Annotated in this window: 17 protein-coding genes; 11 read left to right on the top strand and 6 right to left on the bottom strand. The window is 60.6% G+C overall.

Annotated features, from left to right (window positions below; all coding sequences use genetic code 11):
• Positions 1-11: 11 nt before the first annotated feature.
• The 6 genes from QMX98_RS15020 to QMX98_RS14995 all read right to left on the bottom strand — a co-directional run bounded on the left by QMX98_RS15020 (position 12) and on the right by QMX98_RS14995 (position 6,673).
• Complete coding sequence (locus QMX98_RS15020; protein ID WP_282410976.1) at positions 12-809, bottom strand: DUF4123 domain-containing protein; 798 nt, start codon at positions 807-809, stop codon at positions 12-14.
• Positions 806-2,125 carry a contractile injection system protein, VgrG/Pvc8 family gene (locus QMX98_RS15015; protein ID WP_282410975.1) on the bottom strand — a complete coding sequence of 440 codons (1,320 nt, stop codon included), beginning with the start codon at positions 2,123-2,125 and terminating at the stop codon, positions 806-808. Before QMX98_RS15015 ends, QMX98_RS15020 begins: the two co-directional genes overlap by 4 nt.
• Positions 2,126-2,357: 232 nt before the next feature.
• On the bottom strand, positions 2,358-4,271 hold the full coding sequence (speA, locus tag QMX98_RS15010; protein ID WP_010463866.1) for an arginine decarboxylase: 1,914 nt from the start codon (positions 4,269-4,271) through the stop codon (positions 2,358-2,360).
• Positions 4,272-4,494: 223 nt separating this feature from the next.
• A complete protein-coding gene (locus tag QMX98_RS15005; RefSeq protein WP_010463867.1) occupies positions 4,495-4,866 on the bottom strand; it encodes a translation initiation factor Sui1 in 372 nt (123 codons plus the stop codon).
• A 178-nt stretch (positions 4,867-5,044) separates the two neighbouring features.
• Positions 5,045-5,602, bottom strand: a complete 558-nt coding sequence (locus QMX98_RS15000) for an NUDIX hydrolase (RefSeq protein WP_010463869.1) — start codon at positions 5,600-5,602, stop codon at positions 5,045-5,047.
• A 3-nt stretch (positions 5,603-5,605) separates the two neighbouring features.
• Complete coding sequence (locus QMX98_RS14995) at positions 5,606-6,673, bottom strand: DUF2333 family protein (RefSeq protein ID WP_102595311.1); 1,068 nt, start codon at positions 6,671-6,673, stop codon at positions 5,606-5,608.
• Positions 6,674-6,961: 288 nt separating this feature from the next.
• On the opposite strand from QMX98_RS14995, the gene gcbA reads away from it, so the two are divergent.
• The 11 genes from gcbA to purH all read left to right on the top strand — a co-directional run bounded on the left by gcbA (position 6,962) and on the right by purH (position 20,510).
• On the top strand, positions 6,962-8,632 hold the full coding sequence (gcbA, locus tag QMX98_RS14990; RefSeq protein ID WP_010463874.1) for a diguanylate cyclase GcbA: 1,671 nt from the start codon (positions 6,962-6,964) through the stop codon (positions 8,630-8,632).
• A gap of 52 nt (positions 8,633-8,684) precedes the next feature.
• Complete coding sequence (locus QMX98_RS14985) at positions 8,685-10,631, top strand: methyl-accepting chemotaxis protein (RefSeq protein WP_154913240.1); 1,947 nt, start codon at positions 8,685-8,687, stop codon at positions 10,629-10,631.
• A gap of 88 nt (positions 10,632-10,719) precedes the next feature.
• Complete coding sequence (locus QMX98_RS14980) at positions 10,720-12,471, top strand: protein-disulfide reductase DsbD (RefSeq protein WP_200667595.1); 1,752 nt, start codon at positions 10,720-10,722, stop codon at positions 12,469-12,471.
• 131 nt (positions 12,472-12,602) lie between these two features.
• Positions 12,603-13,058 (top strand): type II 3-dehydroquinate dehydratase, encoded by a 456-nt coding sequence (gene aroQ / locus QMX98_RS14975; protein WP_010463880.1) that lies wholly within the window; start codon positions 12,603-12,605, stop codon positions 13,056-13,058.
• A 24-nt stretch (positions 13,059-13,082) separates the two neighbouring features.
• Positions 13,083-13,544 carry an acetyl-CoA carboxylase biotin carboxyl carrier protein gene (accB, locus tag QMX98_RS14970; RefSeq protein ID WP_010463882.1) on the top strand — a complete coding sequence of 154 codons (462 nt, stop codon included), beginning with the start codon at positions 13,083-13,085 and terminating at the stop codon, positions 13,542-13,544.
• Between the two features lie 17 nt (positions 13,545-13,561).
• Positions 13,562-14,920 carry an acetyl-CoA carboxylase biotin carboxylase subunit gene (gene accC / locus QMX98_RS14965; RefSeq protein ID WP_010463885.1) on the top strand — a complete coding sequence of 453 codons (1,359 nt, stop codon included), beginning with the start codon at positions 13,562-13,564 and terminating at the stop codon, positions 14,918-14,920.
• A gap of 262 nt (positions 14,921-15,182) precedes the next feature.
• Positions 15,183-16,061, top strand: coding sequence for a 50S ribosomal protein L11 methyltransferase (gene prmA / locus QMX98_RS14960; RefSeq protein WP_010463886.1), 879 nt, complete (start codon positions 15,183-15,185; stop codon positions 16,059-16,061).
• Positions 16,062-16,091: 30 nt separating this feature from the next.
• Complete coding sequence (locus tag QMX98_RS14955; protein ID WP_282410974.1) at positions 16,092-17,309, top strand: DUF3426 domain-containing protein; 1,218 nt, start codon at positions 16,092-16,094, stop codon at positions 17,307-17,309.
• Between the two features lie 185 nt (positions 17,310-17,494).
• Positions 17,495-18,505 (top strand): tRNA dihydrouridine synthase DusB, encoded by a 1,011-nt coding sequence (dusB, locus tag QMX98_RS14950; RefSeq protein ID WP_282410973.1) that lies wholly within the window; start codon positions 17,495-17,497, stop codon positions 18,503-18,505.
• Positions 18,502-18,822, top strand: a complete 321-nt coding sequence (gene fis, locus QMX98_RS14945) for a DNA-binding transcriptional regulator Fis (RefSeq protein ID WP_007907419.1) — start codon at positions 18,502-18,504, stop codon at positions 18,820-18,822. The genes dusB and fis overlap by 4 nt, the downstream gene beginning before the upstream one ends.
• Positions 18,823-18,902: 80 nt before the next feature.
• A complete protein-coding gene (gene purH, locus QMX98_RS14940) occupies positions 18,903-20,510 on the top strand; it encodes a bifunctional phosphoribosylaminoimidazolecarboxamide formyltransferase/IMP cyclohydrolase (protein WP_010463895.1) in 1,608 nt (535 codons plus the stop codon).
• Positions 20,511-20,600: the final 90 nt, after the last annotated feature.

The following is a 20,600-nucleotide window of genomic DNA, read 5'->3' as shown; positions in this document are numbered from 1 at the left end:
GAACCTCGTGTTCAGGGTTGATCGTTCTGCCATAGATTGCGCAAGCTATCGAGACGTTCCTGCTGAGTGATACCCGGTAGCGGCTGCACGGGTGAAGCGTCGGGATACTGCAAGCGTAGCCATAACCAGCCATCGAGCACCGGGCGTTCGCTGAAACCCAGCGCCAGCCCTTCCTGCACGAGGGCCCACAGACTGTTGTAGTCGGTCCCGGTGGACCGGCTCCAATGCCAGACGTGCTGTTCCAGCAGGCAGGTTTGCAAGGTGTCACGCTGCCGGGGCGTGAGGTTTTCTTCGATGGCCAACGGGCTGACGGCAAGCCCGGGATTGAACAACTGCTGCCAGCCCTGACTGCCGATTGCCCGGTCGGCCCAGGTCCCGCCGAACCAGCGCAACTGACTGATCGGCCCCAGCCAGCGACTCAATTCCAGGGCATCGCAAGCATCAAAAAAGTAACTGGCGGTGTGGGGGTTGTAGTAACTCAACAAAGCACGGTGATGCAGGCCAAAAGTGACGGTCAGCATGCGACGCAAATGCTCGAGCAACTGCGACGGCGAAACCTCACTGACCAATAACAAACCGCTCCAGAGGTGCGGTTCGCGCAGGCACAGCTCGGCCAGCGCCGGGCATCCCTTGAGGTCGACCAACACCGGACCGTGCTCGCGTAACGGCAGCAACTCGGTGCTATCGAACAGCCAGAACCGTCGGGCCTGCGCAAACTGCTGGATCAGCCTCGCGCCGGCGCGGGGCTGCCCCGGTACGTCGAGCAACAGCCATTGTGCGGTTGAGTCCGGCGCCTGAGCGACGATCATGCCGCACCGCTCTGGCCAAGCCTTGTCGCGGCCCGGCAGGTGCAAAAAGCTTGCGCGCAATGGCTGAAACTACCCCCGCCAGGCAACAGACACAGCAGCACGATCGGTTCGCTGGATTGCAACAAACGCAGCAATCCGACACTGGCAGTGTCGGCATCTGTTGTCGTGGTGGGTGGAGGTTCAGACAAGCCTGACGCGTGGGTGAAAGAGGGGTCGGGAAGATACCCGGTGATTAACGGTTGATCCGGATCGCCTTCGATAAAGCTCACCAGTACCTGCGCGCCTTCTCTCAACTGCTTGGCATGCGCGCCGCCCAACTCCGGCGCCAATGGCAGCCAACAGTGGCTGGGCGCAGCGCCTTCGCCCTGATAGACCCAGTCAAATTGCACGGCAACGGGCCTGGTTGAATCGGGTTGCGGCTCATCGACATCGACCACCCACGCCCGCTGCAGACTGTGCATCCTGGGGTTCATGACCGAATGAGGCGCCGCAAGCGGTACCGCCCCGGCAACGCGGATCTTGTTGCCGTAGGCAAACCCCGGTGTCTGCCCACCCTGATGCTCGACCTGGATCAGCAGCCAGCGACGGTTCCAGTCCGTACACGGATGGCCGGACAGCAGAACCCGCTGGCCGCTGCGCAACGTGGTCAAATTCGTCTGACCTTCGCCCGCCTGCGTGTTGCCGTGAACCTTGAAGCGGCGCACCCCAGGCTGTTCGGGGTCGGGTGCAAAAACCATCTCGGCGCCCTGCTGAAAGGGCCCCTGCTTATCACCAACTACCAGACAGTGCCCGCGCGGGTGATGCTCGAAGTGGTAATGGAGCCGTTCCTGGGCACACAGGCGCTGGAGAAACTGCAGATCCGATTCCCGGTACTGCGTGCAGAAATCACGCGGCGGGTAATCGCCGCTCAAGTCAAAGCGCCGATTCTTACCGGTAATGCCATGCTCCTTGAGCACCTGGGCGAGGATTTCGGGTACTGAACGGTTGCTGAAGATGCGCTGGCTGAAACGCTGGGCCAGGCAAGCCAGTTTCGGCTTCAGGCGCACACGGCAAAGCCTGGGCGCAGCACCATGACCCGTCTGGACGAGCTCATGCAACTGCCCGTGAATACCGGTCCCCGGCGGCCCGAAATGCAAAAAGGCCGGACGGTACAGCAGGCTTGCCAGGTCCAGTGTCGGGTCTTCGATCAGCAGATCCACGTCAAACACAAAGGGTTCGCTGATCGCTTCACTGCCGGTAAAGGCCAAGACCTCAACGGGGTCGGGCAGACCCTCTACATCCAGACGAAATGACGGCTCGTTGACTGGATCGAACATCGGCGATTCTCTACAGGAGGGGCGGCCGGGGATTCTCTCCGAGAGAGTTGGCCGAGTAGAGTGCCGAAGTACAACTTAGGAAATGACCTACGCGAAAAAAGGACCACGTCGCTTGGATAGCGAGGATGTGAGTTATTTCGCTTGAAATCAGGGAGGCGTCCCACCAGGTCATCTGAAATTTCCGCAGCGCGCGGAACATTTTCCGACAACCTGATGAGACCAGTGCCTTACCTCAAGAAGACAGGTAAGACGAACGGGTCAGGCCCAGGCGCAGAGCGTCGAGGAACTGGGTGCGCTCGGCGGCAGTGATGCGCGCACTTGCGCACTTGTCGCGGTAGTGGGTCATCAGTTCTTCCGGCGACAAGTGCACGTAACGCAGCATGTCTTCGATGGTGTCGTGGGTTTCGATACCCGCGTGGTACACGCTGCCGTCGGCGTTCTGGTAGATGTTCACCGAGTCGGTGTCACCGAACAGGTTGTGCATATCGCCGAGAATTTCCTGGTAGGCGCCGACCAGGAAGATACCCAGCAGGTAGTCCTCGCCTTCGTTCAAACCGTGGACTGGCAGACTGGTTTCGATGCTCTGCTCGTCGACGTATTGCTTGATCTTGCCGTCGGAGTCACAGGTCAGATCCTGCAGCACGGCGCGGCGCAGCGGCTCTTCGTCGAGACGGTGCAGCGGCAGAATCGGCAGGACCTGGCCGATGGCCCAAGTGTCCGGCAGGCTCTGGAAGACCGAGAAGTTGCAGATGTACTTGTCGGCCAGCTTGTCGTTGAGTTCGTCGAGCACCTGACGGTGCGAACGCTGACGCGCCTTCAACGAGTTGTGCAGGCGACGGCACACGGCGAAGTAGCATTGCTCGGCCAGGGCTTTCTCGGCCAGGGTCAGCTTGCCATCGGCATACTGGGTGGCCACATCGCTCATGTAGTGCGTGGCGCGCCAGTAGGTTTCGGTGACCATCTCGATGTCGGTCGGGCCCAGCAGGTCAACCAGCCACTGCACGGTCTCCGGCAGCTCTTCCTTGTTGTCGATCTTCGGCACGTCGTCGTTGTGCTTCTCGACGTCGGTCACTTGCACCACCAGCATGGCGTGGTGAGCGGTCAGCGAGCGGCCGCTTTCGGAGAAGATGTTCGGGTGCGGCAGGCTCTGCGCATCGCAGAACTCCTTGAGCATCCCGACCACGACACCGGCGTAATCGTCCATGTCGTAGTTGATCGAACTGGCGTTGCGCGAGTGCGTACCGTCGTAGTCGACGCCCAGACCGCCACCGACGTCGATGTGGTCAACCGGCAAGCCGAGGTTACGCAGTTCGCCGTAGTAACGAATCGCTTCCTTGAAGCCGTGCTGGTAGTCCGCCAGGTTGGCGATCTGCGAACCCATGTGGAAGTGCAACAGGCGAATGCCTTGATCCAGGCCAGCCGCGCGGAAACGCTCGACCACCGACAACAGCTGCGCCGCCGACAGACCGAACTTGGACTTCTCTCCGCCGGTGTCCGCCCACTTACTTGAAGCCAGGGACGACAGACGCACGCGCAGGCCGACTTGAGGCTTGACCTTCAGCGAGGCGGCTTCTTCGATCACCAGGCCGACTTCGGATTCTTTCTCGATCACGATGAACACGTTGTGGCCCAGCTTCTGGCCCATCAGCGCCAGTCGGATGAACTCGCGGTCCTTGTAACCGTTGCAAACGATGGTGCCGCCCTTTGGCGCCAGGGCCAATACGGCCAGCAGCTCAGGCTTGGAGCCGGCTTCCAGGCCGATGGACACATCCTGGGTGGCGATGATGTTTTCGATCACCGCTTCCTGCTGGTTCACCTTGATCGGGTACAGCGCGGTGTACTTGCTCTGGTATTCCAGGCGCTCGATGTTGGCATCGAACGCGCCGGTCAGCTGACGCACGCGGTCTTGCAGAATGTCAGGGAAACGCACCAGCAGCGGCAAGGACAGGCCGCTTTTGCGCAGCTGGTCGACTTGCTCGAAGAGGTCGATAGGCGAACTGGTCGGACCGTTCGGACGAACTTCGACGCGACCGGCGTCATTGATCGCGAAATACCCGGCCCCCCAATGGCGAATCCCGTAAACACTGCGGCTGTCCGCAACTGTCCATTGGCTGCCATCGTCTTTGCGTGTGCGTCGTACGGACATTGAAGTCCCCTATAAAGAAGTCATAGAGCGTCGCCTGGGTTCAGGCCGGCGCAGTCTAAAGAATGAAAATGACGATTAGCCTGCATGCAAGGGCCATAGACCTCACATTCAGCGCTGAGTTTAGAAACCGGTCAGAACAGGCTCTGTGAAAACCATGTAGACGACGCCAGGCCAGAGTTGAATCAGGACTGGATCAAGCCGAGGGTGGTTTTCACAGAGGCTGCTAGCCGCCGGACTTCTTCGCTTTGAAACCCAGCTTGATCAGTTCAGCCAAGAGTAGCTCGACATGATCGCCCTGGATTTCGATGATTCCGTCTTTCAACGCACCCCCGGTGCCACAGCGTTTCTTCAACGTGGTGGCCAGGTCCTTGAGCGCTTCTTCCGCCAACGGCACGCCGGTGATGGTGGTCACCGTCTTGCCGCCACGCCCCTTGCTTTCGCGACGCACGCGAGCGATGCCGTCGCCAGCCGGGATAACGGTCTGTTTGCAGATGCAGGCGTCCACCGGTTTACTGCAATCCGGGCAATGACGACCTGCGTCGGTGGAAAATACCAGGCCACCAAGGGCGGCGAAGGATGCGGCTTTTTTGGCCACCGGCAATCCTCTTGGGAGGACAAAGACTGGTCGCGGCAACTTGGGAAGCTGCCATCGACCGCGAAGCCCCACTCAGGCAGGGGCAGCGCTACTGGGCCAGACAACGCTGGCTCAGTTTGAAAAGGTCGCGCAGTGTAACGGCAAAAAGCCGACTTGCTAAGAGCCAATCGGCGCCAATTTACTGCTCTTTTGCGACGCCCTTCCCAAGGGCGCACAGATAACGCTTCAACGCGGCCAGGGAGTCCGGGCAATAAGGCTTTTGCTGGATTTCCAGCATGACCTGCTCGATGGGGATGAAACGCGCTTCCAGCACTTCTTCCGGTTGCAGGATCAACGGGCCGTCCCACACCGCCGAAAACGCCGAACACCAGAGACGATTGCCGGTGTCCTCGAAGAAGAAGTGATCATGGGCGGTCAACTCCACACCGCTCACGCCCAACTCTTCTTCCAGCTCACGGGCAGCCGATTCGACGTACGTCTCGGTGGCGAGCACCATGCCGCCGGCCGCCACATCCCAGTAACCGGGGTAAATGGCTTTGCTCAGGGTTCGACGGTGAACGCACAGTTCACCGACCGAGTTGAACAGCATGATGTAGGTGCCACGCCCGATCAGCCCCCGCTCGCGCAGGTCAGAACGGACCAGGGCGCCGAGCAGGTTGTCCTGTTCGTCGACCCAGGCGATGTGTTCGGCATCCGAGGCCGCGCGATGGGCAGCCTCTTTGGCGTTATCGACCATGACTCAGCCCTGATTGAGCAATTGACGCAGATCGATCACTGCCGCGTTGGCACGGGAGATGTAGTTGGCCATGACCAGCGAATGGTTGGCCAGCACACCGAAGCCGCTGCCGTTGAGGATCATCGGGCTCCAGACCGGCTCTTGCGAGGCTTCCAGCTCACGAATGATCTGACGCACGCTGACCGTGGCGTTCTTCTTGGCCAGCACATCGGCGAAATCGACTTCGATGGCGCGCAGCAAATGGGACAGCGCCCAAGCCTGGCCGCGGGCTTCATAGAACACGTTATCGATCTGCATCCACGGGGTCTCGACGATTTCTTCATCGACCTGTGGCACCTGACCCGGCGCCAGGACTTCGGTTTTCAGCGCGGTGTTGAGCTTGACTCGGCCCACGCTGGCCGACAGCCGTTGCGACAGCGAACCCAGACGGGTGCCGACATCGCCCAGCCAGTTGTTCAGGTTGTCGGCGCGGGCATAGAACAGCGCACTTTTCTGACTCGGATCGGATAGGCGTGTCTGGTAACGGCTCAGGGAATTGATGCCTTCCTGGTATTCGGACTCACTGGAGGGCAGCACCCAGCTCTTGTTGTCGAAGTTGAAACGCGGCTCGGCCTTGGCCAGGTCAGCGTCTTCGGTGGACTGCGACTGGGAACGGGCGAAGTCCTTACGCATTGCACGACTCAGGTCGCGAACCTGGACCAGCACGCCATATTCCCAGCTCGGCGTATTGTCCATCCACAGACCCGGCGGGAAACGGTCGTTGGAAATATAGCCACCTGGCTTGCTCAGCAATGTACCAGCGACGGTCTTGAGGGTTTCCACCGTGGTGTACCCGACCACCATTTGCTTGCCTTCTTTCTCGGCCGCCACTTGCGCATTCTGTTGAACCGGGAACAGTGCCGGCTCCTGGCTCCAATACCAACCCAGCCCGATCGTCACCAGCAGGTAAAGGCCAATCAGCGTCGCCAGCGCCCGGCTGAACAACAGGCCGCCGACGTAACTGCGGGTGGCCGATTTCGGTTCAGCGGCACGTTCAGGCGCGCTGCCCGCGCGATTCTTCCAGTCCAGCATGGCGATATCCTTTCAATCACTTGAGTTCATCGGTTCGACCACAACCCTACGCCATCGTGCCTCGTTTGCCGCGCATTAAATCCTGCGGGAAATGGCGGGACTTACAATGACCGCGATCAGGGGCCACTATAAATGAAGCACAGCCGCGAGCCTATGCGACCATCCAGTCAGAAACTGAATAAGGCCGCTTTGCAGATTATTGACACACGATGCTCATGGGATTGAAAAGAGGTGCTAGCATAGAGCCACCAGTCGATCTCAGCATGCACCCTAACTAGTAGTCAGGATATGACCGAGCCAGAAGACCCCAGCCGTGAGCGCCTCAAGCACCACTTTGCCCAGCGGGTAATTCATCAGGCACGTCAGATTCTTGAGATATGGCAGCGCCTGCAACGCAGCGAGTGGTCCAACACCGATTTGTCGGAACTGAGCGAGGCCAACCTGCGCCTGCTGCGCTTTGCCGAGCGTTTCGAACAACCGGAACACACGCAACTGGCGCGTCACATCGGCCAGTCGCTGGAGGCTGTCGACGCCAATCGCGGACGCCTGAGCAGTGGCCTGATCACCGACCTCAATCGCTTGATGCAGCGCCTGTCGCGCACCGGCCTGCGCCACGGCGATCAGCTCGAACAAACCTTTCTGCCACCGCTGCGCAAGCCGATCTACGTGATGTTGCAGGATCACGACCGCGCCGAGCGCCTGGCCAAGCAGCTGGAGTTTTTCGGGCTCAGCGCCCAATCCCTGGACAGCGTTGCGGCGTTTCGCTCCTCTATGATCGAGCGCCTGCCCGCCGCCATCGTCATGGACGTGGACTTCAGTGGCGCCGGCATCGGCCTGAAACTGGCCGCCGAAGCCCAGGTCGGACTGGATGAGCCTTTACCGCTGTTGTTCTTCAGCTTGCTTGAAACAGACACCCCGACCCGCCTCGCCGCCGTGCGCGCCGGTGGCCAGGAATTTCTCACCGGCACCCTCGAAGCCTCAAGCCTGTTGGAGAAGATCGAAGTCCTGACCTGCGTCGCCCAGTACGAACCTTATAAAGTGCTGATCATCGACGACTCCCGCGCCCAGGCCTTGCACACCGAGCGCCTGCTGAACAGCGCCGGAATCGTCACGCGCACCCTGATCGACCCGATTCAGGCCATGGCCGAACTGGCGGACTTTCAGCCGGACCTGATCATCCTCGACATGTACATGCCGACCTGCACCGGCACGGAACTGGCCAAGGTGATCCGGCACAACGACCGCTACGTGAGCGTACCGATCATTTACCTGTCCGCCGAAGATGATCTGGACAAGCAACTCGACGCCATGAGCGAAGGCGGCGACGACTTCCTGACCAAGCCGATCAAGCCGCGGCACCTGATCACCACTGTGCGTAACCGCGCGGCGCGGGCACGCAATCTGAAAGCACGGATGGTGCGCGACAGCCTGACCGGTTTGTACAACCACACCCACATCCTGCAATTGCTCGAAGACTGCAGCTTCCGCGCCCGCCGCGAGAGCAAGCCGTTGAGTTTTGCGATGCTCGACATCGACCACTTCAAACGGGTCAACGACAGCCACGGCCACCCCATGGGCGACCGGGTCATCAAGAGCCTGGCGCTGTTTCTCAAGCAGCGGTTGCGCAAAACAGACTTCATCGGCCGCTACGGTGGCGAGGAATTCGCCATCGTCATGCCGGACACCGATCTCGAAGCGGCCCACAGAGTGCTCGATGAAATCCGTCAGCGGTTTGCCGAAATCCACTACCCGGCCCAACCCCAGGATTTGTGGTGCACGTTCAGCGCCGGAGTGGTGGAGCTGTGCGACCACTCCGACAGCCTGATGATGGCCAGCCAGGCGGACGAGGCGCTGTACCGCGCCAAGGACGGTGGACGTAACCGCGTGCAGGCTGCGCGGACGTCAAAGCAAAGTGCCACTTTTTCATCGGAATGGACCCATTCGGTCATAACCCTGTAACAGAAACGCAATAACTTCAGGCGCTTACCATTCTGCCGTTGGTAGACCCGCGATGCGCCTGAAGCTGCTGACCAATCTCAACACCCTCCTTTTAGTCGCCGTGTGCGTGGCCCTTGGCGCGACGCTGTGGTGGTCGCAAAAAGCCCTCGAACGCCCCTATCTGCTGATGGAGCGTTACCTCGGTTTGTCCCAGCAATTTCAAAATGAAGTGGCGCGCAACGTCGAGGATTATCTCGCCAGCGGCGATGCCCTGCGCCTGAGCAGCGCCAGCCAGGCCATCGACAGCCTGCAGAAGGAACTCGGTGAATTACCGCCAGCCCTGGCCGACACCTTGCGTCCGAGCCTGTCGAACCTGAGTGAATTCAGCAAGACCGACCTGCTGGCTGCCGGCAAACTTGCCGGGGACCCTCAAGCCTTGCTGCTGCAAGCTGAACGTGAACTCGGCGCCAGCCTCGATCAGCTCAGCCAATACGCCAGCGGGAACGCAGCGTACCTCGCGCCCTTGCTCGCCGCGTCCCAGCACCTGGGCAAACTGTCGCTGGCGCGGGACAAACTGGTCAGCAGCGGTCGCAGTGAACTGGCCGCCGATGTCGAACGCGAAGTCGCCAGCATTCGTGCGCAGTCCGAGCTGATAGGCGCCTTGCCGCTGCTCGGGGTGGCCGCCAGCAGCGAATCCGGCACCGATGATTTCGCCGCGATGATGGGGCTGGAGAACACCGAAAAAACCGTCGCCGAAGATGCCGGTGTCGCCCTCAAACGGGAACTCAATAGCTTGCTGACGCGTTACCCCGCTGAACTGGCACGCACTCGCGAGCAAATCCAGAAACGCACCGACCTCAGCACCGCGACGCACCTGAAGATCGCCGACGTACAGCACGCCATTGCCGGACTGGAGCCGGTGGTCCGCGCCCAGCACGGGCAGATCCAGGGCGAAGTACGCTTGATGCAGGGCGTGATGATCGGTCTGATTCTGCTGATCGCCTTGTTGATCGACACCTTGCAACGCAAGCTGGCCCGGACACTGACCAACCTCGCCCCGGCCCTGTCGACCTGGGCCGAAGGCGACTTCAGCCAGGAAATTCAATTGGGCAAGACCAATCGCGAACTGCATGACATTGAAGCCTCGCTCAACCGCTTGCGCGCATACCTGGCGGACCTGGTCGGGACTATTCGTCTCAATGCCGAGCAGGTCGCCGGCAGTAGCCGCACTTTGGCCGAGTTGAGCAACGACTTGCACAGCGGTGCTGAACATCAGGCCGGCGACACCGCGCTGATCCGCGATTCTCTCGGCGAACTGGAAGCAACGATCCAACAAGTTGCTGGCGATGCCAGCCAGGCCGCCGACGCCAGTCGTCATGCCGGAATCGCGGTCGAGCATGGCCAGAAAGTTATAGGCCTGAGCCTCACCGGCCTGCATGCGCTGGTGGGTGAAGTGCAAGGCAATGCGCAGATGATCGAACACCTGGCAGAAGAATCGGCGACCATCGGCGGCGTTCTGACGGTCATCCGCTCGATTGCCGACCAGACCAACCTGCTGGCCCTGAACGCCGCCATCGAAGCCGCCCGCGCCGGGGAAATGGGTCGTGGGTTTGCGGTGGTGGCGGAAGAGGTTCGCTCGTTGGCGCAACGCACGGCCGGGGCCACCGCAGAGATCCAGACCTTGATCGCCGGCCTGCAAACCGCCGCGCGGCAATCGGTGGAAGGCATGCGCGCCCAGGTCGAACACGCCGAAGCCACGGCCAATCAGGCTCAGGCTGCCGACGGTGCATTGGATAAAATCGTCGGGGCGATCCAGACCATTTCCGACACCGCCGTGCGCATTGCCGATGTCACTGCGCAGCAGAGTGGTGCGGTCAGTGAGATCCGTGATCACAGCGAACGTATCCACAAGCTGGGTGGGGATAATTTGTTGCGCATTGGCGAGGGGCGCGTGCAAGGGGAGAACCTGCTGGTGTTGGGCGCACGCTTGCATACCGCCGTTCAAGCCTTCCGCGTCTGATAGACCGCCATGCCTCGCTCCTACAGGGGCGGGGCAATCCGCGCGACTGTCCGCTATCATGCCCCCAATTCCGATACGCGAGATTGTCATGCGCCGTTTGCTCTGCCTGCTGCTTTTAGTGCTCGCCCTGCCGGCAAACGCCGCCGGGTTGCTGGAGAGTCGACCCAGTTCCACCCTGGGCTCGATCAACAACAGTGCCGACTTCCTGCCGGTGCGCGAGGCATTTCAGCTGAGCCTGGTCGACAGCACGCCGCAATCGATCAAGCTGCGTTTTGTCGCCACAGAGGGTTACTACCTCTATCGACACCGCTTTCAGTTTCGCGCCGAACCGGCCGAAGTTGGCCTTGGCGCGGCGCAATTGCCCAAGGGCGAACAAAAGCACGATGAGTACTTTGGCGACGTCGAGGTCTATCACGGCGTGCTCGACGTCGAAGTGCCGCGCACCGATCCCCGCGCCTTCACGCTGGCCGTGACCTATCAGGGCTGCGCCGACAAAGGCCTGTGTTATCCGCCCGAAACCGAACGACTGAACATTGATGGCATTGGCGCAACGACGCCCGCCACGGCCCAGAGCTGGAGCTGGCGCGAGCTCGCCTTGTTCTTCCTTGCGGGTCTGGGCCTGACCTTCACCCCGTGCGTACTGCCGATGCTGCCGATCCTCTCCGGCGTGGTGTTGCGCGGCCAGATCGGTGGGTTGCGCGGTTTCAATCTGTCACTCGCGTATGTACTGCCCATGGCCGCCTGCTTCGCCCTGCTGGGTGCGTTGATGGGAATGTTCGGCGCCCAGCTCAACCTTCAGGCGCGTCTGCAATCGGCGTGGGTGCTGGTGCCGTTCGCGATGTTTTTTGCGGTGTTTGCCCTCGCGATGTTTGGCGTGTTCGAACTCAAGCTGCCACATGCCATCAGCAGTCGCCTGGACCGGATCGCCGGGCGTACCGAAGGCGGTTCGTTATGGGGCGCCGCGGTCCTGGGCGTGGTGTCCAGCCTGCTGGTGTCGCCTTGCGTCTCGGCGCCGCTGGCCGGTGCATTGCTTTATATCAGCGCCAGCGGCGATGCACTGGGGGGAGGCTTGAAACTGTTCATGCTCGGCCTCGGCATGGGGGCGCCGTTGTTACTCGTGGCCACCGGCGGCGCAGCCTGGCTGCCGAAAAGCGGGCCGTGGCTGGTCTATGTAAAAAATGCCATTGGCGTGTTGTTGCTGGGATTGGCAATCGGGCTGGTCAGTCGCGTATTGCCGGGGCAAATCACCTTGCTGCTGATCGGCTTGCTGGCCGGTGGCGTCGGTTTGTTCATGGGCGCGCTGGAATTCGTCTACAAACCGCCACGAAAACGCCTCGGCCAACTGCTCGGGATGTTTCTGCTGTTTTACGCACTGGCCTGTTGGTTCGGGGCATTCAGCGGGCAGACCGACCCGTTCAACCCGATTGGCCAACCGCGCATCATTGCCGGCACCGAACAGCCGCAAAACACCAGCGCCTGGCAAACCATCAGCACTCCGGCAGACCTGGATCGCGTCCTCGCCGAGGCCAAATCCACCAACACTCCGCTGCTGCTCGACTGGTACGCCGACTGGTGCATCAGCTGCAAAGTCATCGAACGCGAAGTGCTCAACGACGCCACCGTCATCGAACGCCTGAAAGGCTATCGCCTCGTGCGTTTCGATATCACTGCCAGCAACGCCGAACAACGTGCACTGCTCGATCGCTACAAACTGTTCGGCCCTCCGGCCCTGATGTTTTTCGGCAAGGACGGTGTCGAACGCGCCGATGTGCGAGTGATCGGCGAGATCAGCGCGACAGACTTCGCCGAACGTGTTGCGAAAGCAAATGACCGGATTTAACAGGCCGGTCACATATTTCGCGCAAACATCGGCCATCGTGCTGGCTTTTGCATAGAACTGGACAGTCACAAAGGCTTTGCGGCATAGTCGCCGGGTTCTGACAACTGCACACAGATAACAAGGAACAGCAGATGGCGACGCTATTGGTTCTGCACGGACCCAACCTGAACTTGCTCGGCACCCGCGAACCGGGCACCTATGGCGCTACGACACTGGCGCAGATCAACCAGGACCTGGAACGCCGTGCTCGTGAAGCCGGCCATCATCTGCTGTACCTGCAAAGCAACGCCGAGTACGAATTGATTGACCGCATCCACGCCGCAAAAGGCGAAGGTGTGGACTTCATTCTGATCAACCCAGCAGCTTTTACGCACACAAGTGTCGCATTACGTGACGCGCTGCTGGCGGTGAGCATCCCATTCATCGAAGTGCATTTGTCTAACGTGCACAAACGCGAACCTTTCCGCCATCACTCTTACTTCTCCGACGTAGCGGTGGGAGTGATCTGCGGCCTTGGCGCCAGCGGTTATCGACTGGCCCTGGAGGCCGCCCTGGAACAGCTTGAACAACAAGCTATACGCCCCTGACCGACCCTTGGGAGTTGATGATTCATGGATATCCGTAAAGTTAAGAAACTGATCGAACTGCTGGAAGAGTCCGGCATCGACGAGCTCGAGATCAAGGAAGGCGAAGAGTCCGTACGCATCAGCCGTCATAGCAAGACCCCGGCTCAGCAGTTCTACGCACCGGCTCCGATGCATGCACAGGCGCCTGCGCCAGTGGCTGCTGCTCCGGTTGCCGCTGCAGCGCCTGCGGCTCCCGTCGCGCCAGTGCTGAACGGCACCGTTGCCCGTTCGCCGATGGTCGGCACCTTCTATCGCAAATCTTCGCCAAGCTCGCCGTCCTTCGTTGAAGTCGGCCAGACCGTGAAGAAAGGCGACACTCTGTGCATCGTCGAAGCCATGAAGATGATGAACCACATCGAAGCTGAAACCAGCGGTGTGATCGAATCCATCCTCGTCGAAGACGGCCAGCCGGTTGAGTACGACCAACCGCTGTTCACCATCGTTTGAAACGCGGAGAAACTTTGATGACTGCGAAGTTGGAAAAAGTTCTGATCGCCAACCGCGGTGAGATTGCCCTGCGGATCCTGCGTGCCTGCAAAGAGATGGGCATCAAGACTGTCGCCGTTTACTCCAAGGCCGACAAAGAGCTGATGCACCTGGGCCTGGCAGACGAATCCGTCTGCATCGGTCCGGCCTCGGCCGCCCACTCTTACCTGCACATTCCGGCCATCATCGCCGCGGCCGAAGTGACCGGCGCCACCGCCATTCACCCAGGCTACGGTTTCCTTGCGGAAAACGCTGATTTCGCTGAACAGGTCGAGAACTCCGGCTTCGCGTTCATTGGCCCGAAAGCCGACACCATTCGCCTGATGGGCGACAAGGTATCGGCCAAGCACGCCATGATCGCTGCTGGCGTTCCAACCGTTCCGGGGTCCGACGGCCCGTTGCCTGAAGACGAAGAAACCGCTTTGCGCATCGGTCGCGAAGTCGGTTACCCGGTGATCATCAAAGCCGCTGGCGGCGGTGGTGGTCGCGGCATGCGCGTTGTGCATAAAGAAGAAGACCTGATCTCCTTCGCCAAACTGACCCGCACCGAAGCAGGCGCGGCGTTCGGTAACCCAATGGTCTATCTGGAAAAATTCCTGACTAACCCACGTCACGTGGAAGTCCAGGTGCTTTCCGACGGCCAGGGTCACGCCATCCATCTGGGCGACCGCGATTGCTCGCTGCAACGTCGTCACCAGAAGGTTCTCGAAGAAGCGCCGGCACCGGGCATCGATGAGAAGGCACGGGCTGAAGTCCTCGCACGCTGCGTCAAGGCTTGCATCGACATCAACTACCGTGGCGCGGGTACTTTCGAGTTCCTGTACGAGAACGGCGCGTTCTATTTCATCGAAATGAACACCCGCGTTCAGGTTGAGCACCCGGTTTCGGAAATGGTCACTGGCATCGACATCGTCAAGGAGATGCTCAGCATCGCCGCTGGCAACAAGCTGTCGTACACCCAGGAAGACGTGGTTATCCGCGGCCATGCCCTGGAATGCCGGATCAACGCCGAAGACCCGAAAACCTTCATGCCGAGCCCAGGCACGGTCAAGCATTTCCATGCTCCAGGCGGCAACGGCGTTCGCGTCGATTCGCACCTGTACAGCGGTTATGCCGTTCCGCCGAACTACGATTCGTTGATCGGCAAGCTGATCACCTACGGCGCAACCCGTGACGAAGCATTGGCGCGCATGCGCAATGCGCTGGACGAAATCGTTGTCGACGGGATCAAGACCAACATCCCGCTGCACCGCGACCTGGTCCGCGATGAAGGCTTCTGCAAAGGTGGTATCAACATCCACTACCTGGAACACAAGCTGGCTGGCGACAAGCATTAAGCTTTAGCCCGTCCAACAAAGCCGCCTTCGGGCGGCTTTGTTGTTTCTGGAGGTTACAACTCCTGCAGGAGCGAGGCTTGCCCGCGAACCATACGCCGAGGTATTGCAGACTCACCGCGTCATCGCGCTTCGCGGGCAGGCTTCGTTCCTACAAACTGCATACCAGTGTCGGCCTTGTCGTCTTCTGCCGCGCGCTCGCGTAAACTTGCGCGCTTCTCGCAGCCCGCTAGGCTGCAATCAATATTTTTCAAAGGTGCCCGCCATGCCTTGGCTGCAAGTCCGTCTCGCCATCAGCCCAGAACAAGCCGAAACCTACGAAGACGCTTTCCTTGAAGTGGGCGCCGTGTCGGTGACGTTCATGGACGCCGAAGATCAGCCGATCTTCGAACCTGAACTCAACACCACGCCGTTATGGTCGCACACTCATCTGCTGGCCCTGTTCGAAGGCGGCACTGAAGCGGCCAGTGTGCTGGCTCATCTTGAGTTGCTGACCGGCAGCCCGCTGCCCGAGCATCACAGCGAAGTCATCGAAGACCAGGACTGGGAACGCAGCTGGATGGACGACTTCCAGCCAATGCGCTTCGGTCAACGCCTGTGGATCGTCCCAAGCTGGCACGCTGCCCCTGAACCCGACGCTGTGAACATTCTGCTCGACCCGGGCCTGGCGTTCGGCACCGGCACCCACCCGACCACTGCACTGTGCCTGGAATGGCTCGATGGTCAGGACCTCAAGGACTGCCACGTCCTCGACTTCGGTTGCGGCTCGGGGATTTTGGCGATTGCCGCCCTGTTGCTGGGCGCCAAGGAAGCCGTCGGCACCGACATCGACGTGCAGGCGCTGGAAGCTTCCCGCGACAACGCCGGGCGCAACAATATTGCCGACGCGCTCTTCCCGCTGTACCTGCCGGAAGATCTGCCACAGGTTCAAGCCGATGTGCTGGTGGCCAACATTCTGGCCGGACCGCTGGTGTCCCTGGCGCCGCAATTGTCCAGCCTGGTCAAGCCTGGCGGTCGTCTGGCGTTGTCGGGCATCCTCGCCGAGCAAGGCGAAGAAGTCGCCAAAGCCTACGCTCAAGACTTCGATCTGGACCCGATCGCCAATCGCGATGGCTGGGTGCGCATCACTGGCCGTCGGCGCTAGAATGAACGCCTGCATAAACCGGATCGCCGCATGACCGACAGCTTCGTCACCCAGTGCCCGCATTGCCAAACCAGCTTCCGCGTCAGCCATGCTCAATTGAGCGTGGCCCGTGGAGTGGTTCGTTGCGGCTCGTGCTTGCAGGTGTTCAACGCCGCCAAGCAGCTGCTTGAGCAACGGGGCGCCAAGGAAACTGTCCAGCCGGTAGCCCCGGCCATTGTCGAACCGCCGGTACAGCGCGCCATCAGCCAAAAGCAATGGTCCGCCGCCGAAATGGATCTGGACAGCCTGGACCTGGACGAAGAACTCGCCCGGCTCGAACAGCGGGAAATCCAGCCCACCACGGAATTCGGCCAGCACCGCGAAAACGGTCTCAGTGCTCGCCGCGACTCTGTCGAGCACGACGATGAACCCTGGTCTGACAGCCTCTTCAGCGAATCGGCGGCCGATCGTGCCCAGGCGGTCGAAGCCGAACCACGGGAAACGCAGCCAGTACCGGGCAAGCACTCGCGCACCGAACCGTCGTTCTCGCTGGAACCGGTTGATCTGGACGACGAACCCCAGGTGCCGCAACTGCGCCTGAATGATCCGCTCGACACGCCCCTGCACCATGATCGCCTGTCGGCAACCGATGCACCTGACGACGACCTGCCCCCGATCGCCCCTCTGCGCAAGCGACACGAACGCAGCGAGTCGACCGAGCGTGCCGACGCCCTGCAGGACCTGACCGACGATCCGCTGCAACTGGACTGGCAAAAACGTCGCTCCCCCTGGGGCCGACGGCTTTTCTGGCTGCTGCTGGTCCTGATCGGTGCCGGTGCTCTCGCCGGCCAATACATCGCTTACCACTTCGACGAACTGGCGCGCCAGGATCAATACCGTCCATGGTTCCAGCAACTGTGCCCGCAAGTCGGCTGCACGGTGCCATCGAAAGTTGATATCGCGAAAATCAAAAGCAGCAACCTGGTGGTCCGCAGTCACCCTGAGTTCAACGGTGCACTGGTGGTCGATGCGATCATTTACAACCGCGCGCCCTTCTCCCAGCCCTTCCCGCTGCTGGAACTGCGCTTCGCCGACCTTAACGGCCACCTGATCGCCAGCCGGCGCTTCAAACCCGGCGAGTACCTCAACGGCGACCTCGAAGGCCTGGCAGAGATGCCGCCGCAAACGCCGATCCACATCGCACTGGATATCCTCGATCCAGGCTCCAAAGCGGTGAATTACAGCCTGAGCTTTCATTCGCCCGAGTGAAACGCTTCAGTGTTACGGCATTGACGGCATATTTCTGACTTTGACCGCTCATACCAAACCACTGGCGATAACAGAATTACTGTTCAGATTTTGTTCAATTCAGCCTTTATCCAGTCATCGAGAGCGGGTATCATGCCAACCCTTTTTCGAACTCTCATGATCCGGCCCCACAACAGGGAAGTCCTATGTCGGCGGTACGCATCGGTCCATATACATTGCACAACGGCTTGATCCTCGCCCCCATGGCGGGCGTCACCGACCAGCCCTTTCGTCAGCTGTGCAAGCGACTGGGCGCAGGGCTTGTAGTCTCGGAAATGGTCACCAGCGACATGAGCTTGTGGAACACCCGCAAATCGCGGATGCGCATGATCCACGAAGGTGATCCCGAGCCCCGCTCGGTCCAGATCGCCGGGGGTGATGCACAGATGCTGGCGGATGCGGCCCGGGCCAACGTCGAACTGGGCGCACAGATTATTGACATCAACATGGGCTGTCCGGCGAAGAAGGTCTGCAACAAGGCCGCCGGTTCCGCGCTGTTGAAGGATGAAGCATTGGTGACCGAGATCCTGCAAGCCGTCGTGGCTGCGGTTGATGTGCCGGTCACCTTGAAGATCCGCACCGGCTGGGACCGGGACAACAAGAACGGTCTGACGGTGGCGAAGATCGCCGAGCAAGCGGGCATTACGGCGTTGGCGGTTCATGGCCGCACCCGTGCCGACCTGTACACCGGTGAAGCCGAGTACGACACCATTGCCGCGATCAAGCAGGCGGTGTCGATGCCGGTCTTTGCCAACGGCGACATCGATTCACCCGAGAAGGCCCGGTACGTGCTCAATGCGACCGGTGCCGATGGCCTGCTGGTAGGCCGGGCCGCCCAGGGGCGGCCGTGGATTTTTCGTGAGATCGATCATTTCCTGCGTACCGGCGAAAAACTCCCGGCGCTGGAATTGATCGAGGTGGAACGCATTCTGCTAGAGCATCTGGCTGCACTGCACGTCTTCTATGGAGACGTGATGGGCGTCCGTATCGCTCGAAAGCATGTGGGCTGGTATCTCGCAACCTTGCCGGGCGCCAGGGAGTTTCGCGCCCACTTCAATCGTTTGGAAGATACGGAAGCACAATGCGCCAACGTTCAGGGCTTCTTCGCCGAACGTTACAAGAGCCTGACAGGGGACGGAGAAGGGGTGGCCGCATGACGATGATGACCGAGACTTTAGTGAGTGGAACAACACCCGTGAGCGACAACGTGAATTTGAAACAGCACCTCAATACGCCGAGCGAAGAAGGTCAGACCCTTCGCGGGAGTGTCGAGAAGGCGCTGCACAATTATTTCGCCCACCTTGAGGGCGCTGCCGTCACGGATGTGTACAACCTGGTGCTCTCCGAAGTCGAGGCGCCCCTGCTCGAGTGCGTGATGAACTACGTCAAGGGCAACCAGACCAAGGCCAGCGAGCTGCTCGGGTTGAACCGAGGCACGCTGCGCAAGAAACTCAAGCAGTACGATTTGCTGTAAGCATTCAATCAAACCAGAAAGGCGCCCGCGTAAAAACGGTCGCCTTTTTGCTGACTCCTTTGCTTTTGATGGAAATTGAAATGACCGACCAGACTACCCGCCTGCCGATCCGCCGCGCCTTGATCAGCGTTTCCGACAAGACCGGGATCCTCGAATTCGCCAAAGAGCTTGAAGCCCTGGGCGTCGAGATCCTCTCCACCGGCGGAACGTTCAAGCTGCTGCGCGACAACGGTGTTGCCGCAGTGGAAGTCGCGGACTACACCGGTTTCGCAGAAATGATGGACGGTCGGGTGAAAACCCTGCACCCGAAAATCCACGGCGGGATCCTCGGTCGTCGTGGTATCGACGACGCCATCATGAACGAGCACGGCATCAAGCCGATCGACCTGGTCGCGGTCAACCTGTACCCGTTCGAGGCCACCATCAACAAGCCAGGCTGCGACCTGCCGACCGCCATCGAAAACATCGACATCGGCGGCCCGACCATGGTCCGCTCGGCGGCAAAAAACCATAAAGACGTGGCCATCGTGGTCAATGCCAGCGACTACGCCAGCGTCCTTGAAAGCCTCAAGGCTGGCGGCCTGACCTACGCTCAGCGTTTCGACCTGATGCTCAAGGCCTTCGAACACACCGCGGCCTACGACGGCATGATCGCCAACTACATGGGCACCGTGAACCAGGCCGCTGACACCCTCTCGACCTCCGGTCGCAGCGAGTTCCCGCGCACCTTCAACAGCCAGTTCGTCAAGGCTCAGGAAATGCGCTACGGCGAGAACCCGCACCAGAGCGCGGCGTTCTACGTGGAAGCCAAGCCTGCCGAAGTCGGTATCGCCACCGCGACCCAACTGCAGGGCAAAGAGCTGTCGTACAACAACGTGGCCGACACCGACGCCGCGCTGGAATGCGTGAAGAGCTTCGTCAAGCCGGCTTGCGTGATCGTCAAGCACGCCAATCCGTGCGGCGTTGCGGTCAGCCCGGACGCAGAAGGCGGTATCCGTCAGGCTTACGAACTGGCTTACGCCACCGACACCGAGTCGGCGTTCGGCGGCATCATCGCCTTCAACCGCGAGCTGGATGCTGAAACCGCCAAGGCCATCGTCGAGCGTCAGTTCGTCGAAGTGATCATCGCCCCTAGCGTCAGCGAAGAAGCCCGCGCCATCGTGGCGGCCAAAGCCAATGTGCGCCTGCTGGCCTGCGGCGAGTGGTCGGCTGATCGCGCCGCTGCCTGGGACTACAAACGCGTCAACGGCGGTTTGCTGGTACAGAGCCGCGACATCGGCATGATCAGCGCCGACGACCTGAAAGTCGTGACCAAGCGTGCCCCGACCGAGCAGGAAATCAACGACCTGATCTTCGCCTGGAAAGTCGCCAAATACGTTAAATCCAACGCCATTGTCTACGCCAAGAACCGTCAGACCATCGGCGTCGGCGCTGGCCAGATGAGCCGCGTGAACTCCGCCCGTATCGCCGCGATCAAGGCTGAACATGCCGGTTTGCAAGTGGCAGGCTCGGTGATGGCCTCCGATGCGTTCTTCCCGTTCCGCGACGGCCTGGACAACGCGGCCAAGGTCGGCATCACCGCGGTGATCCAGCCGGGTGGCTCGATGCGTGATGCGGAAGTGATTGCCGCTGCTGATGAAGCTGGCATCGCCATGGTCTTCACCGGCATGCGCCACTTCCGTCACTGATCCAACCTGATCGAAATGTGGGAGCGAGCCTGCTCGCGAAGAGGGCGGCACATTCAGCATCAATGTGACTGACACACCGCTTTCGCGAGC

It is taken from the genome of Pseudomonas sp. PS02303 (assembly GCF_029959925.1).
Taxonomy (GTDB): Bacteria; Pseudomonadota; Gammaproteobacteria; order Pseudomonadales; family Pseudomonadaceae; genus Aquipseudomonas; species Aquipseudomonas mandelii.
Note: the sequence above shows the minus strand (reverse complement) of the source record. Positions and strands in the feature narration are given on the sequence as shown.

What these genes read in the sequence shown, in the direction of transcription:
- QMX98_RS15020 (WP_282410976.1), bottom strand. Translation starts at nt 809, where the DNA reads ATGATCGTCGCTCAGGCGCCGGACTCAACCGCACAATGGCTGTTGCTC.
- QMX98_RS15015 (WP_282410975.1), bottom strand. Translation starts at nt 2,125, where the DNA reads ATGTTCGATCCAGTCAACGAGCCGTCATTTCGTCTGGATGTAGAGGGT.
- speA (WP_010463866.1), bottom strand. Translation starts at nt 4,271, where the DNA reads ATGTCCGTACGACGCACACGCAAAGACGATGGCAGCCAATGGACAGTT.
- QMX98_RS15000 (WP_010463869.1), bottom strand. Translation starts at nt 5,602, where the DNA reads ATGGTCGATAACGCCAAAGAGGCTGCCCATCGCGCGGCCTCGGATGCC.
- QMX98_RS14995 (WP_102595311.1), bottom strand. Translation starts at nt 6,673, where the DNA reads ATGCTGGACTGGAAGAATCGCGCGGGCAGCGCGCCTGAACGTGCCGCT.
- gcbA (WP_010463874.1), top strand. Translation starts at nt 6,962, where the DNA reads ATGACCGAGCCAGAAGACCCCAGCCGTGAGCGCCTCAAGCACCACTTT.
- QMX98_RS14985 (WP_154913240.1), top strand. Translation starts at nt 8,685, where the DNA reads ATGCGCCTGAAGCTGCTGACCAATCTCAACACCCTCCTTTTAGTCGCC.
- QMX98_RS14980 (WP_200667595.1), top strand. Translation starts at nt 10,720, where the DNA reads ATGCGCCGTTTGCTCTGCCTGCTGCTTTTAGTGCTCGCCCTGCCGGCA.
- aroQ (WP_010463880.1), top strand. Translation starts at nt 12,603, where the DNA reads ATGGCGACGCTATTGGTTCTGCACGGACCCAACCTGAACTTGCTCGGC.
- accB (WP_010463882.1), top strand. Translation starts at nt 13,083, where the DNA reads ATGGATATCCGTAAAGTTAAGAAACTGATCGAACTGCTGGAAGAGTCC.
- accC (WP_010463885.1), top strand. Translation starts at nt 13,562, where the DNA reads ATGACTGCGAAGTTGGAAAAAGTTCTGATCGCCAACCGCGGTGAGATT.
- prmA (WP_010463886.1), top strand. Translation starts at nt 15,183, where the DNA reads ATGCCTTGGCTGCAAGTCCGTCTCGCCATCAGCCCAGAACAAGCCGAA.
- QMX98_RS14955 (WP_282410974.1), top strand. Translation starts at nt 16,092, where the DNA reads ATGACCGACAGCTTCGTCACCCAGTGCCCGCATTGCCAAACCAGCTTC.
- dusB (WP_282410973.1), top strand. Translation starts at nt 17,495, where the DNA reads ATGTCGGCGGTACGCATCGGTCCATATACATTGCACAACGGCTTGATC.
- fis (WP_007907419.1), top strand. Translation starts at nt 18,502, where the DNA reads ATGACGATGATGACCGAGACTTTAGTGAGTGGAACAACACCCGTGAGC.
- purH (WP_010463895.1), top strand. Translation starts at nt 18,903, where the DNA reads ATGACCGACCAGACTACCCGCCTGCCGATCCGCCGCGCCTTGATCAGC.